This is a genomic window from Denitromonas iodatirespirans, from assembly GCF_018524365.1.
Classification (GTDB): domain Bacteria; phylum Pseudomonadota; class Gammaproteobacteria; order Burkholderiales; family Rhodocyclaceae; genus Nitrogeniibacter; species Nitrogeniibacter iodatirespirans.
In genome coordinates, this window is the sequence record NZ_JAEKFT010000024.1 from 27,728 (window position 1) to 42,151 (window position 14,424).

A 14,424-nucleotide genomic window follows, 5' to 3' on the forward strand; every position below is an offset into this window, starting at 1 on the left:
AGGGGTGAGGTCAGGCGGTGCGGGCACCGCGAATGCGTTCGTTGCGGCGTCGCAGCGCTTCGAGGGTGATCAGCATCAGGGTGGACAGCACGATCAGGATGGTGGCCACGGCGGCGATGGTGGGGCTGATGTTCTCGCGGATGCCGCTGAACATCTGGCGCGGCAGCGTGGCCTGCTGCGGGCTGGCCATGAACAGGGTGACCACCACCTCGTCGAAGGAAGTGGCGAAGGCGAACAGCCCGCCGGAGATCACGCCCGGCGCCACCAGCGGCAGGGTGACGCGGAAGAAGGCGGTCACCGGGTTGGCACCGAGGCTGGCCGCGGCGCGCACCATGTTGAAGTCGAAGCCTTGCAGCGTGGCGGTGACGGTGGTGATGACGAAGGGCACGCCGAGCACCGCGTGCGAGAGGATCAGCCCGGTGTAGGTGCCGGTCAGCCCGAGCGGGGCGAAGAACAGGTACATGGCCACGCCGACGATGACCAGCGGCACCACCATCGGCGAGATCAGCACCGCCATCAGCAGCGTCTTGCCGGGGAAGTCGCTGCGCACCAGGCCGATCGAGGCCAGGGTGCCCAGCGCCATGGCGATGATCGTGGCGGCCGGCGAGACGATCAGGCTGTTCTTGAGCGACTGCTGCCAGGACGGCGAGGTCAGGAAGTCTTCGTACCAGCGCAGCGAGAAGCCCGACATCGGGTACATCAGGAAGCTGTCTGAATTGAAGGACAGCGGGATGATGACCAGGATCGGCAGCACCAGGAAGGCCAGCACCAGGCCGACCAGCACGCGCAGGCCGATGTACCAGGCGCGCTCGAGGGGGGAAGCGTAGGCGTTCATGACGACTCCTCCGAACTTGTGAATAAATCTACTGCGCGTGCCGATTGCTGCGTTGCTCACTCGCTCACTCCTCGCCTATCCAATTGATATGTCTCGTCGTTCGCTCGTTCGCGCCTTGCACTCGGCCCTGCTCGCAACGATTTCTTCACAAGTTCTCAACGCCCGGCCGGGGCTTGACTGGCCCCCAGCCGGCGGGCGTAGAACACATACAGCACCAGGGTGGCGGCGAGCAGTACGGCGGACAGCGCGGCGGCCATGCCCCAGTTGATGGTCTGGTTGGTGTAGAAGGCGATGAAGTAGCTGACCATCTGCTCCTGCGGGCTGCCCAGCAGCGCGGGGGTGATGTAGTAGCCCATGCAGATGATGAACACCAGCAGCGAGCCGGCGCCGATGCCCGGCAGCGTCTGCGGGAAGTACACCTTCCAGAAGCTCTTGAACGGCGGACAGCCCAGCGACATGGCGGCGCGCATGTAGACCGGCGAGATGCCCTTCATCACCGAATACAGCGGCAGCACCATGAAGGGCAGCAGGATGTGCACCATCGCGATGTAGACGCCGATGCGGTTGAACACCAGCTGCAGCGGGGCGTCGGTGATGCCGAGCGCGATCAACGCCTGATTGACCAGGCCGTCGTTCTGCAGCAGCACGATCCAGGCGGCCACGCGCACCAGCACCGAGGTCCAGAACGGCAGCAGCACGAAGATCATCAGGTTGTTGCTCTTGTCCTGCGGCAGGTTGGCCATCAGGTAGGCCACCGGGAAGCCAAGCAGCAGGCAGCACACGGCGACGATCAGGCTCATCCAGAAGGTGCGCCCGAGGATGTCGAGGTAGATGGACTCTTCGGGCGGCGTGGCGGCCAGATCGCCGTCGGCGTCGATGGTCAGGTCGAGCGCCGAGAGCATGTAGAAAGCGGTGTAGGGCGAGCCGGTGCGCTTGATGGTCTGCCAGATGTCGACATCGCTCCAGCGCGAGTCGATGCTCATCAGCGCGCCTTGCGGATCGACGCCGTCGTCGAGCGGCATCTTGCGCGCGGTTTTCATGATCAGCGAGCGATAGCCCGGCGTTTCGCGATTGAGCCGCTTGGCGGCGGTGCCCAGCTCCGGCGTGCCGCGGATGGCGGTCAGCTCGCGGGTGAGGGCGGCGTAGGCCTCGGCCGGCGGCAACTCGTCGCCCGACCAGTGCTTGAGCACGGCGAGGGTCTGCGGCAGGGCGCCGTGCACTTCGGGGTTGTCGACACTGCGTTTGAGCAGTGCGGCGATCGGCCAGATGAAGGCAATGGCGAGGAACAGCGCCAGCGGCAGGATCAGCGCGCCGTACAGCAGCTTGCGGCGCCGCTCGGCGCGACGCAGTCGCTGCTTGAGGCCGACGACGGGATCGTTCGGCGGTGCGCTGAGCGACAAGGTCTCGGTAGGCATGGGCGTCTTCCCGGTCTTGGAGGGGCTGGCCCGCCCGGGGGATTCGGGGGCGAGCAGGCCAGCGGGAGCGGTGCGTCAGGCGATGGGCTGCCGGCCCGTGGGCCGGCAGCGGCAGGGCTGGCTCAGCGAGCGGCCCAGGCGTTGAAGCGCTGCTCCAGGTCTTCGCCGTACTCGACCCAGAACTCGGTGTTGCTCGGCAGCGCGCCCTTCAGGTTGGCCGGGGCGGTGGGCAGATCGGCCGCCACCTTGGCGTCCATCATGCCGACCGCGCCCTGATGCGTCGGGCCGTAGGGGATCAGCGCGGCGTACTGGCTCTGCGGCTTGGCCTGGCTGGCGAAGCGGATGAAGTCGTAGGCTTCCTTGATGCGCGGCGAGCCGGTCGGGATGGCCCAGGAATCGACGTCGTACACGCTGCCGTTCCAGACGATCTTGAGGTTCTTGCCCTCGGCCTGGGCGGCGGCGATGCGGCCGTTGTAGGCCGAGCTCATGACCATGTCGCCGGAGGCGAGCATCTGCGGCGGTTGGGCGCCGGCTTCCCACCACTGGATGTTGGGCTTGAGTTCATCGAGCTTCTTGAAGGCGCGATCGACACCGGCGGGGGTGGCCAGCACGGTGTACACATCGGCCGGCTTGACGCCGTCGGCGAGCAGGGCGAATTCCAGCGTGAACTTGGCGCCTTTGCGCATGCCGCGCTTGCCGGGGAAACGCTTGACGTCCCAGAAGTCGGCCCACGAGGTCGGCGCCTGTTTGAGCTTGTCGGCGTTGTAGGCCAGCACGGTGGACCACACGAAGGTGCCGATGCCGCATTCGCCCACGGCCTTGCCGATGTAATCGCTCTTGTTGCCGATCTTGCTGTAGTCGAGCTTCTCGTACAGACCTTCCTCGCAGCCGCGCGCCAGCTCGGGCGATTCGACCTCGACCACGTCCCAGGTGACGTTCTTGGTCTCGACCATGGCCTTGATCTTGGCCTGTTCGCCGTTGTACTCGCCGGCGACGATCTTGACGCCGCTGGCGGCCGCGAACGGCTCGTAGTAGGCCGCCTGCTGCGCCTTCTGGTTGGCGCCGCCGAAGGAAATCACGGTCAGGTCGGCATGGGCGGCACCGCTCAGGGCAGCGGTGCCGAGCAGGGCGAGGGTGGACGTCAGCTTCATGGAAAGTCTCCTTGGTGTTTGCGTTTTGGCTGAGGGGTGAAGCGATCGGTCAGGCCGGCATGGGGGTGAGCGCCCGGATGTGCTCGGGGGCGATCTCCACATGCACCTGCTGTCCGGCGCCGGGGCTTTGCGCGAGCCGCGACACCGGGGTTTTGACGGTAAAGGTGGTGCTGCCGGCGACGCGCAGGCGGATGCGCAGGTGGTCGCCCAGGTAGATCAGCTCTTCGACCTGCGCCGGCAGGCGGTTGGCGCCGTCGGCGTCGGCGACGATGCGCACCCGCTCGGGGCGGATCGACAGCATCGCCGCCTCGCCGCTGCGGCCGACGCCGCCGTTGGCCGCCTTGAGGAAGCTGCCGTCGACCAGGCGCACGCCGCAGCTGTCGCCGTCGTCATGCTCGATGCGCCCGTCGAGTGCGTTGTTCTCGCCGATGAAGCTGGCGACGAAGGCGTTGGCCGGTGCGTCGTAGAGGGCGTCGGGGCGGTCGATCTGCTGGATGATGCCCTTGTCGAACACGGCGATGCGGTCCGACATGGTGAGCGCCTCGCTCTGGTCGTGGGTGACGAAGACGAAGGTCACGCCGAGGCTCTGGTGAATATGCTTGATCTCCAGCTGCATGTGCTCGCGCAGCTGCTTGTCGAGCGCGCCGAGCGGCTCGTCCATCAGCACCAGCTTGGGCTCGAAGACCAGTGCCCGGGCCAGCGCGATGCGCTGCTGTTGGCCGCCCGACAGTTGTTGCGGGTAGCGGCCGGCGAAGTCCTGCAGCTGCACCATCTCCAGCGCCCGCTTGACCTTGGCGTCGATCTCGGCGGCCGGCAGCTTGCGCACGGCGAGCGGAAAGCGCAGGTTCTCGCCGACGGTCATGTGGGGGAACAGGGCGTAATTCTGGAACACCATGCCGATGCCGCGCTTGTGCGGCGGTACGGTGTCGATGCGCTGGCCGTCGAGGCGGATCTCGCCGCCGGTCGGTGTCTCGAAGCCGGCGAGCATCATCAGGCAGGTGGTCTTGCCGGAGCCGGAGGGGCCCAGCAGGGTCAGGAACTCGCCCCGCGCGATGTCGAGGTTGAGATCCTTGACGATGAGGTTCTCGCCGTCATACGTCTTCTGGACACGGCGAAAAGTGACGATCGGGTCTGCGATGGGCTGCATATGAGCTCCTTTGACGCTGGATCGGTGCCGTTTGTGGCAACAAGTGATGCAGTTTAAGCGCACAATTGTCTTGAATCGGGAACCAATCTGGATAGGTTTGAAGGAACCAATCGAAAACTCATGAATGCAGAGCTGATAGGTGCGCTGATCGCCCAGCGCTTGTGGAGCCAGCCTGGCGCGTCGCTGCTCAAGACGCGCCTGTATCTGGTGTTGCGCCAGGCGATCCTCGACGGCGCGATTCCGACCGGCATCAAGCTGCCGCCATCGCGCATGCTGGCCGACGCGTTGTCGCTCGGCCGCAATACCGTGGTGCGGGCCTACGACCAATTGCTGATCGAGGGCTACCTGGAAACCCGGGTGGGTGACGGCACCTACGTGGTCGAGTCGCTCAGCGTGCCCGGTCGGCGGGCCGCGTCGCAGACACCCCGGCCGCCGGCGACGACTGAGTTGCTGTCGCTGCGCGGTCGCCGGATCGCCGGCACGGGCGCCTCCAGCTCGGTCCAGCACGGCGCCTTCATGCCCGGCATTCCGGACACCGAGCATTTCCCCTTCACCACCTGGCGGCGCCTGCTGTCCAAGTATGTGCGTCGCGAGCAATCGCATCTGCTGCACTACGGCGTCGGCGGCTTCGGCCCCTTGCGCACGGAGCTGGCCGACTATCTGCGCGCTACCCGCCTGATCCAGTGCGAACCGCGCCAGGTGATGATCTTCAACGGCACGCACCAGGCCATCGACCTGTGTGCCCGGCTGCTGTGCGATGCCGGTGATCGGGTGTGGATGGAGGAGCCCGGCTACTGGGGGGCGCGCACCGTGCTGCAGGCCGCCGGGCTGCAGGCCGAGCCGATCGCACTGGACGACAAGGGCATCGCACCTACCGAGGCGGATTGGGAAAAACCGCCGCGGCTGGTGTTCATGTCGCCCTCCAGCCAGTATCCGACCGGCATCGTGCTGTCGCTGGAGCGTCGGCTGGAGTTGCTGGCCAAGGCGCGCGAGCACGGCGCCTGGTTGATCGAGGACGACTACGACAACGAGCTGCGCTATCACAATCGCCCGGTGGCCTCGCTGTTCGGCCTCGACGGTGCCGAACGGGTGATCTACCTGGGCACCTTCAGCAAGGTGATGTACCCCGGCCTGCGACTGGCCTACCTGGTGGTGCCGCCGGCGCTGGTCGACGCCTTCGCCGCCGGCAATGCCGAGATGTACCGCGAGGGGCGGCTGACCGACCAGGCGGCGCTGGCCGAGTTCATCGCCGAGGGGCATTTCGCGGCGCATCTCAAGCGCATGCGCGCGATCTACCGCGAGCGCCGCGATGCCTTGCGGAGCATTCTCAGCACCCGGCTCGGCGACGCGCTGACCGCCTCGGGCGGCGACGGCGGCCTGCACCTGCTCTACTACTTCAATGCGCCCGTCGACGACGCCGTGCTGGCCGCGGCGAGCATGGCGCGCGGCGTGGTGTTCCGGCCGCTGTCGATCTACTACCTCGACCCCGACCGGGCGCGCAGCGGCATGAACCTGGGCTACGCCTGCGTGCCGATGCCGCGCATCGGGCCGGCGGCGGACATCCTCTGCCAGGTGCTCGAACAGGGCTTTGCAGAGCTCGGCCGCAGGTGTCCGGTGGGCTGTTAGAATCGGCAGCTTCGACTTTCCGACGCAAGGACGAGGCCGGTGCTGCCGGCGGGAAACGCGATGTCTGGAACCCTGTTTATCGTCACCGCGCCCTCCGGCGCGGGCAAGACCACCCTGGTCAAAGGCCTCCTCGAGCGCGATGATGCGGTGCATCTGTCGATCTCCTACACCACCCGGGCGCCGCGCGCCGGCGAGGCCGACGGGCGCGAATACCATTTCGTGGATGTGGCTAGGTTCCGAGAATTGCGCGATCGCGGCGAGTTTCTCGAATGGGCGGAAGTGCACGGCAACTACTACGCCACCTCGCGCGTCTGGCTGCAGGCGCAGATCGAGGCCGGGCGCGACATGCTGCTGGAAATCGACTGGCAGGGCGCGCAGCAGGTGCGCAAGGCCTTTCCCGGTGCGGTCGGCGTGTTCATCCTCCCGCCATCAACCGACGAGCTCGAACGCCGCCTGCGCGGACGCGGCACCGACAGCGAGGATGTGATCGGCCGTCGGCTGCTCGCGGCACGTGGCGAGATGCGCCATGTGGCCGAGTTCGATTACGTTATAATTAACAACGAATTGCCTGCAGCGCTGGATGATCTGGTGGCTGTTGTGCGCGCCGCCCGGCTGCGCTATGCCAACCAGCATGCGCGTCACCTGACCTATTTTGATTTCCTCGAGAAGGATTGAGCTTTCATGGCCCGTATCACGATTGAAGATTGTCTGAAGAAGATCCCCAACCGCTTCCAGCTGACCCTGGCAGCGACCTACCGTGCACGCCAGCTGACCACCGGCAACGAGCCGCAGATCGAGCTGGACCGCGGCGACAAGGACAAGCCGACGGTCATCGCCCTGCGCGAGATCGCCGCCGGCAAGGTCGGCCTGGAAGTGCTCAACCGAGGCCAGGCCTGAGCGTGCGATGACGCACCGCGCGGCTGGCATCTGAACCGGCAGGATCGGGTTTCACATGGATGTCGGCCGCCCTGTTCCCGCGCCTTTCGGACCACCGGCGTCCAGCGTGCCCACGCTGGACTTCGAGCGGCTGAAGGCCAAGATCAGCACCTACCTGCGGCCCGAAGACGTCGGTCGCGTCGAGGCCGCCTACCATTTTTCGGCCGCGGCCCACACCGGGCAGTACCGCATCAGCGGTGAGCCCTACATCACCCATCCGGTCGCCGTCACCGAACTGGTGGCCGAGTGGAACCTCGATGCCCAGGCGCTGACCGCCGCGCTGCTGCACGACGTGATGGAGGACACCTCCGTCACCAAGGCCGAGATCACCGAGCGTTTCGGCCGGGTCACCGCCGAGCTGGTCGATGGTCTGTCCAAGCTCGACAGGATCGAATTCCGCTCTCAGGAAGAGGCCCAGGCCGAGAATTTCCGCAAGATGCTGCTGGCCATGGCCACCGATCTGCGGGTGATCCTGATCAAGCTGGCCGACCGGCTGCACAACATGCGCACACTCGACTACGTGCGCCCCGCCAAGCGCCGGCGCATCGCCCGCGAAACTCTCGAAATCTACGCCCCGATCGCCAACCGGCTGGGCCTCAACGGCTTGTACCGCGAGTTGCAGGAACTGTCGTTCATGCACAAGTACCCCTTGCGCTACCAGGTGTTGTCGAAGGCCATCAAGGCGGCCCGCGGCAATCGCCGCGAGGTGGTCGGCAAGGTGCTGGTGGCGCTGGAGGCGCGCCTGCCGCAGTGGGGGATCTCGGCCGAGATCCAGGGGCGCGAAAAGCACCTCTACGGCATCTACCGCAAGATGATCGAAAAGCGCCTGTCGTTCTCGCAGGTGCTCGATATCTACGGCTTTCGCGTGATCGTGCCCGACGTGCCCTCGTGCTACCTGACCATCGGCTCGCTGCATGCGCTGTACAAGCCGGTGCCGGGCAAGTTCAAGGACTACATCGCGATCCCCAAGGCCAACGGCTACCAGTCACTGCACACCACGCTGATCGGCCCCTACGGCACGCCGGTCGAGGTGCAGGTGCGCACGCGCCAGATGCATCATGTGGCCGAATCCGGCGTGGCCTCGCACTGGCTGTACAAGGATGACGAATCGAGCCTCTCCGAGCTGCACCAGAAGACCCACTCCTGGCTGCAGTCGCTGATCGACCTGCAGTCGGCCTCGGCCGAGGCCACCGAGTTCCTCGAACACGTCAAGATCGACCTCTTCCCGAGCGAGGTCTACGCGTTCACGCCCAAGGGCCGCATCCTCTCGCTGCAGCGCGGCGCCACGCCGGTCGATTTCGCCTATGCGGTGCACACCGACATCGGCAACCGATGTGTGGCCTGCCGGGTCAATGGCGATCTGGTGCCGCTGCGCACCGAGCTGCGCAACGGCGATCAGGTCGAGATCATCACCGCCGCCCATGCCGGCCCCAACCCGGCCTGGCTGGCCTATGTGCGCACCGGCAAGGCGCGCGCGCAGATCCGCCACTTCCTCAAGTCGGCCCAGCATGACGAAGCCGTGGCGCTGGGCGAGCGCCTGCTCAATCAGGCCTTGCGCGAGCACGGGCTGACGCTGGGGCAGATCAGCATGTTTGCCTGGGACCGCTTCCTCGGCGATGCCGGGGTGCGTGACCGGCGCGAGATGTTCGCCGACATCGGCCTGGGCAAGCGCCTGCCGGTGATCGTCGCGCGGCGGGTGGCCGAGGCGCAGGACCAGGAGTCCGGCCGGCCCAACGTGATCAAGCCCAAGCCGCTCGGCGCGGTGCTGATCCGCGGCAGCGAAGGCACGGCGGTGCAGCTGGCCAAGTGCTGCCACCCGATCCCCGGCGATGACATCATCGCCACCATCCGCAAGGGGCAGGGGCTGGAAGTGCATGTGGACGATTGCCCGGTGGTGGCGCGCCGGCGTGGCGACCGCGGGCGCTGGATCGATGTCGGCTGGGAGCCGGCCGAGGGGCGGCTGTTCGAGGCGGCGATCCGGGTGCTGACCATCGACAACCGCGGCGTGCTGGCCAAGGTGGCGGCGGCGATCGCCGATGCCGACGCCAACATCCTCAACGTCACCATGGATGTCGAGCAGGCGCCCTACACCGCCCTGCAATTCGTGCTCGAGGTAGAAAACCGGGTCCATCTGGCGCGGGTGATCCGGGCGGTGCGGGTGCAGCCTTCGGTGACCCGCGTGTCGCGCATCAAGAGCGACGCCAAGCGCTGAGGCGGCGCGAAATTGACCGCCGCCACTGGCGCATCGATGGCGACTTCCCTAGAATCGCGCGGCTGAATCAGGAGAGAGCAATGGCACTGTACGAATCCGAGCACACCAAATTCATGCGCGAGTGGATGGCCCAGCACCCGCAGGAGCAGCAGGAGCAGCAGGCCGGTCGTGCCCTGTGGTGGGACAAGCCGCAGGACGCCGAAGCGCGCAAGCGCGCCGCCGCCGCCAAGGTGCCGACCAAGGCCTACTACTACCAGCCCGATTGATGCCTTGACCCTGCCGCACCGCCTGGCGGTCGTCGATCTGGAAACCACCGGGGCCCACCCGCTGCGCGACCGGATCACCGAGATCGCCATCGTTCTGCTCGAAGACGGCCGCGAGGTCGAGCGCTGGAGCAGTCTGGTCCGGCCCGGGCGGCCGATCCCGGCGACGATTCAGACCTTCACCGGCATCACCGATGCCATGGTGGCCGACGCACCGCCCTTCGACGCGCTGGCCGACACCGTGCTGGCGCTGCTCGACGATGCAGTGTTCGTGGCGCACAACGCGCGCTTCGATTTCGGCTTCCTCAAGTCTGCCTTCGCCGAACTCGACAAACCCTTCGACGCCGCGGTGCTGTGCACCGTCAAGCTCTCGCGCGCTCTTTACCCGCAACATCACCGCCACGGCCTGGACGCCCTGATCGAGCGCCACAGCCTGCGCTGCTCGGCACGCCACCGGGCGATGGGCGATGTCGAGGCGCTGTGCCAGTTCCTCGACCAGGTCCGCGACGCTTTCCCGGCCGACACCCTGGCGCGCGCGGTCGAGCGGGCCATGAAGGCCCCGTCGCGCCCACCCGGGCTGCCCGATGGCGTACTCGAAGGCATGCCCGACAGCCCGGGCGTGTATTTCTTCTTCGGCGAAAACGACCTGCCGCTCTACATCGGCAAGAGCAAGCGCATGCGCACCCGGGTGATGTCGCATTTCGGCGCCACGCGCCTGAGCGGCAAGGCGGCCGATTTGGTGCGCCAGGTGCGGCGTGTCGAATGGGAGCAGACTGCCGGCGAGCTCGGGGCCCTGCTGCTCGAAGCCTGTCTGGTCAAGCATGACGCGCCGCTGCACAACCGGCAGTTGCGCAAGAACGAGGAGGTCTTCGGCCTGCGCCTGTTGCCGAGCAACAAGCGCAAGGGCGCGGTGCTCGAACGTGTCCCCTTGTCCGGCGGCGATCCGCGCGCCTGGGCGGATGTGCACGGCGCCTTTCGCACCCGCAAGGAGGCGGACAACCTGCTGCGCGAGCTGGCCTATCTGTATCGGCTGTGCCCGCGCCGGCTGGGTCTGGAGAGCGGCCGCAGCGGCGCCTGCATGGCCCATCAGATGAAGCGTTGCGCCGGGGTGTGTGCCGGCAAGGAGACCCCCGCCGCGCACGACCAGCGCCTGGCCGGCGCGCTTGCCGGCAAGGGGCTCAAGCCCTGGCCCTGGTCGGGGCCGGTGCTGGTGCACGAACAGGATCCGGCCACCGGGCTCGCCGCCTGGCATGTGCTCGACGCGTGGTGTTATCTGGCCACCGAAGAGACCGAGACGGCCGCGCGCAAGGCGCTGGCCGGGGCGACCTACGCCTTCGATCTCGACATCTACCGTGTGCTGTTGCGCTGGTTCGATGCGCCGGCGCATCGCCAGGCGGTCACCGAAAGATTGACCTAGATTCGGTCCCGACCGATCAATCGCCCAAGTTTGATCGCAATCAAGTCTGACCGGTCGTGACGGGTGTCCAATAAGAACCCACACGGTTTCTAGGGATTTTTCCCCGTCATGGATGTCGCCCGTCGCGGATTTCTCCGCGGCCGTTTCCGCTCTGTCACTGCCGAGTCCCGCCCCCCCTGGGCGTTGGCCGAAGCCGCTTTCCTCGATCGGTGTTCGCGTTGCGATGCGTGTGTTACGGCCTGTCCGACCGGGGTGGTGCGCGTGGGCGACGGTGGTTACCCGACGATCGATTTTTCGCGTGGCGAATGCACCTTCTGCGGTGACTGCGTCACGGCCTGCGAGACCGGTGCCCTTCGGCGTGAAGCGGATGCCCCGGCCTGGACGATGAAGGCGCGTCTGGGCGACGCGTGTGTGGCCCGCAAGGGCGTGGAATGCCGGATCTGCGGTGAAAACTGCGAAGCCGGCGCAATCCGTTTCCGGCCCGCCCTGGGCGGCATCTCGCGGCCGGAAATGAACGAGGGGATATGCACTGGCTGTGGCGCCTGCGTGGCGCCGTGTCCGGTCGGCGCCATTGCCGTCAGCAACCCGATGGAGGGTCAACAATGAAAATCGCAAGTCTTGTGGTTCGGGTCGCCCCCGAACACGTCCGGGCGCTGACCGAGGCGCTCCTGGAAATTCCCGGTGTCGAGGTACATGGCGGGTCGCCCGATCAGGGTCGCTTGATCGTGACCGTGGAGGATGGCGAAGGCTACTCGACGATGGATTCCATTCTGGCGGTCAACCTGAACAAGCACGTGCTCGGGGTGACGATGGCTTATGAATATACCGATGAAGGTCTCGAATTGCAGGAACAGGAGGCGTGAAATGACTATGGATCGACGTGGTTTCATCAAGGCCAATGCCGTTGCGGCGGCTGCGGCAACAGCGGGGATCAGCCTGCCTGTGACGGTACAGGCGGCCGACGCGACAGCGACCGATGTGCGTTGGGACAAGGCGGCCTGTCGCTTTTGCGGCACCGGCTGTTCGGTGCTGGTCGGCGTGCAGAAGGGACGCGTGGTGGCCACCCAGGGTGACCCGGATGCACCGGTCAACCGGGGCCTGAACTGCATCAAGGGCTACTTCCTGTCCAAGATCATGTATGGCGAGGACCGCCTCACCAAGCCGCTGCTGCGCATGAAGAACGGCAAGTTCGACAAGAACGGCGAATTCACGCCGATCTCGTGGGATCAGGCCTTCGACATCATGGCCGAGAAATGGAAGGCCGCGCTGGCCAGCGACATGAAGACCAACGCCGGCAAGCCGGCCGACCAGCTCATGTCCAGCATCGGCATGTTCGGCTCCGGCCAGTGGACGGTGTGGGAAGGCTATGCCGCCGCCAAGCTGTGGAAGGCCGGCTTCCGTTCCAACAACATCGACCCGAACGCGCGCCACTGCATGGCCTCGGCTGTGGCCGGTTTCATCCGCACCTTCGGCATCGACGAGCCGATGGGCTGCTATGACGACATCGAGAACGCCGACGCCTTCGTGCTGTGGGGTTCGAACATGGCCGAGATGCACCCGATCCTGTGGTCGCGCCTGACCGACCGGCGCCTGACCCACAAGGGCTGCGAGGTGCATGTGCTGTCGACCTTCGAGCACCGCTCCTTCGAGTTGTCGGACAACGGCATGATCTTCACGCCGCAGACCGACCTGGCGATTCTCAACTATGTTGCGAACTACATCATCCAGAACAAGGCGGTGAATCTGGAGTTCGTGAAGAAGCACGTCAACTTCAAGAAAGGCAAGGACGACATCGGCTACGGCCTGCGTCCGACCGATCCGCGCGAGAAGGCGGCCAAGAATGCCGACAAGGTCGGCGGTGCCGATCCGATCACCTTCGAGGAGTATGCGGCCTTCGTGTCCGAGTACACCCTGGAGAAGACCGCCAAGCTGTCCGGCGTACCGGCCGAGCGCCTCGAAAAGCTCGCTCAGCTGTATGCCGATCCGAGCAAGAAGATCGTGTCGTTCTGGACCATGGGGTTCAACCAGCACACCCGCGGGACCTGGGCGAACAACATGATCTACAACATCCACCTGCTGACCGGCAAGATCTCCACGCCGGGGTCGGGGCCGTTCTCGCTCACCGGCCAGCCGTCCGCCTGCGGCACGGCGCGCGAAGTGGGCACCTTTGCCCACCGCCTGCCGGCCGACCTGGTGGTCATGAACCCGGCCCACCGCGCCACCTCCGAGAAGATCTGGAAGCTGCCCGAGGGCCTGCTCAACGGTAAGATCGGCTTCCATGCCGTGCTCCAGAGCCGCATGCTCAAGGACGGCAAGATCAGCTGCTACTGGACCTCGACCACCAACAACATGCAGGCCGGTCCGAACATCAACGACGAGATCTACCCGGGCTGGCGCAATGACAAGGCCTTCGTGGTGGTGTCGGACTGCTACCCGACCGTCTCCGCGCTGTCGGCCGATCTGATCCTGCCGACCGCGATGTGGACCGAGAAGGAAGGCGCCTACGGCAACGCCGAGCGCCGCACCCAGTTCTGGCGCCAGCAGGTCGCCCCCCCGGGCGAGGCCAAGTCCGACCTGTGGCAGTACGTCGAGTTCTCCAAGCGCTTCAAGGTCGAGGAAGTGTGGCCGGCCGAGTTGATCGCCAAGAAGCCGGAGTACAAGGGCAAGACCCTGTACGAGGTGCTCTACGCCAACGGTCAGGTCGACAAGTACCCGATGTCGGACATCGCCAAGGCCAACGATCACGCCTGGAAGGGCTACATGAACGACGAGTCCAAGGAATTGGGCTACTACCTCCAGAAGGGTCTGTTCGAAGAGTACGCTGCCTTCGGCCGTGGCCATGGTCACGATCTGGCCGACTTCGATGCCTATCACAAGGCGCGCGGCCTGCGCTGGCCGGTGGTCGACGGCAAGGAGACGCTGTGGCGCTTCCGCGAGGGCTACGATCCGTATGTCGAGAAGGGCACCGACGTGCAGTTCTACGGCCACAAGGACAAGCGCGCCGTGGTCTTCGCGCTGCCCTACGAGAATCCGCCCGAGATGCCGGATGCCGAATACGACATGTGGTTGTGCACCGGCCGGGTGCTGGAGCACTGGCACACCGGCTCGATGACCCGCCGCGTGCCCGAGCTGCACCGTTCGGTGCCCGAGGCGCAGGTCTTCATGCATCCGGACGACGCGGCGCGGCGCGGTCTGCAGCGCGGCATGCAGGTGAAGGTGACCTCACGCCGGGGCGACATGGTCGCCCAGCTGGAGACCCGTGGGCGCAACAAGCCGCCGGTCGGCCTGATCTTCGTGCCGTTCTTCGACGAAGGCCGCCTGGTGAACAAGCTGACGCTCGATGCGACCTGCCCGATCTCGAAAGAGACGGACTTCAAGAAGTGTGCCGTCAAGGTCACCAAGGCCTGATGGTGTCACACGCA

General features: G+C 66.1%; 13 protein-coding genes. 9 read left to right on the forward strand and 4 right to left on the reverse strand.

Annotated elements, in window-relative coordinates; genetic code table 11:
- Positions 1-10: 10 nt before the first annotated feature.
- The 4 genes from I8J34_RS18030 to I8J34_RS18045 all read right to left on the reverse strand — a co-directional run bounded on the left by I8J34_RS18030 (position 11) and on the right by I8J34_RS18045 (position 4,548).
- A complete protein-coding gene (locus I8J34_RS18030; protein WP_214363021.1) occupies positions 11-835 on the reverse strand; it encodes an ABC transporter permease in 825 nt (274 codons plus the stop codon).
- 155 nt (positions 836-990) lie between these two features.
- Positions 991-2,250 (reverse strand): ABC transporter permease, encoded by a 1,260-nt coding sequence (locus tag I8J34_RS18035; RefSeq protein WP_214363022.1) that lies wholly within the window; start codon positions 2,248-2,250, stop codon positions 991-993.
- A gap of 122 nt (positions 2,251-2,372) precedes the next feature.
- Entirely contained in the window at positions 2,373-3,401 is a 1,029-nt protein-coding gene (locus tag I8J34_RS18040; protein WP_214363023.1) for an ABC transporter substrate-binding protein, read from the reverse strand.
- Between the two features lie 49 nt (positions 3,402-3,450).
- Entirely contained in the window at positions 3,451-4,548 is a 1,098-nt protein-coding gene (locus I8J34_RS18045; protein ID WP_214363024.1) for an ABC transporter ATP-binding protein, read from the reverse strand.
- 120 nt (positions 4,549-4,668) lie between these two features.
- On the opposite strand from I8J34_RS18045, the gene pdxR reads away from it, so the two are divergent.
- From pdxR to napA, 9 genes are all read left to right on the forward strand, one after another.
- Positions 4,669-6,174, forward strand: a complete 1,506-nt coding sequence (gene pdxR / locus I8J34_RS18050; RefSeq protein ID WP_214363025.1) for a MocR-like pyridoxine biosynthesis transcription factor PdxR — start codon at positions 4,669-4,671, stop codon at positions 6,172-6,174.
- Between the two features lie 60 nt (positions 6,175-6,234).
- Positions 6,235-6,849: a guanylate kinase gene (gene gmk / locus I8J34_RS18055; RefSeq protein ID WP_214363026.1), complete on the forward strand. Its 615-nt coding sequence runs from the start codon at positions 6,235-6,237 to the stop codon at positions 6,847-6,849.
- Positions 6,850-6,855: 6 nt separating this feature from the next.
- A complete protein-coding gene (rpoZ, locus tag I8J34_RS18060) occupies positions 6,856-7,071 on the forward strand; it encodes a DNA-directed RNA polymerase subunit omega (protein WP_214363027.1) in 216 nt (71 codons plus the stop codon).
- 55 nt (positions 7,072-7,126) lie between these two features.
- A complete protein-coding gene (locus I8J34_RS18065) occupies positions 7,127-9,322 on the forward strand; it encodes a RelA/SpoT family protein (RefSeq protein WP_214363028.1) in 2,196 nt (731 codons plus the stop codon).
- 80 nt (positions 9,323-9,402) lie between these two features.
- Positions 9,403-9,588: a DUF3460 family protein gene (locus I8J34_RS18070; RefSeq protein WP_214363029.1), complete on the forward strand. Its 186-nt coding sequence runs from the start codon at positions 9,403-9,405 to the stop codon at positions 9,586-9,588.
- Positions 9,589-9,592: 4 nt separating this feature from the next.
- Positions 9,593-11,002 (forward strand): exonuclease domain-containing protein, encoded by a 1,410-nt coding sequence (locus I8J34_RS18075; protein WP_214363030.1) that lies wholly within the window; start codon positions 9,593-9,595, stop codon positions 11,000-11,002.
- A gap of 108 nt (positions 11,003-11,110) precedes the next feature.
- Positions 11,111-11,608, forward strand: a complete 498-nt coding sequence (gene napF / locus I8J34_RS18080; RefSeq protein WP_214363031.1) for a ferredoxin-type protein NapF — start codon at positions 11,111-11,113, stop codon at positions 11,606-11,608.
- Positions 11,605-11,865 carry a chaperone NapD gene (locus I8J34_RS18085; RefSeq protein WP_214363032.1) on the forward strand — a complete coding sequence of 87 codons (261 nt, stop codon included), beginning with the start codon at positions 11,605-11,607 and terminating at the stop codon, positions 11,863-11,865. Before napF ends, I8J34_RS18085 begins: the two co-directional genes overlap by 4 nt.
- 1 nt (position 11,866) lies before the next feature.
- Positions 11,867-14,410 (forward strand): nitrate reductase catalytic subunit NapA, encoded by a 2,544-nt coding sequence (gene napA / locus I8J34_RS18090; protein WP_214363033.1) that lies wholly within the window; start codon positions 11,867-11,869, stop codon positions 14,408-14,410.
- The last annotated feature ends 14 nt before the right edge of the window (positions 14,411-14,424 follow it).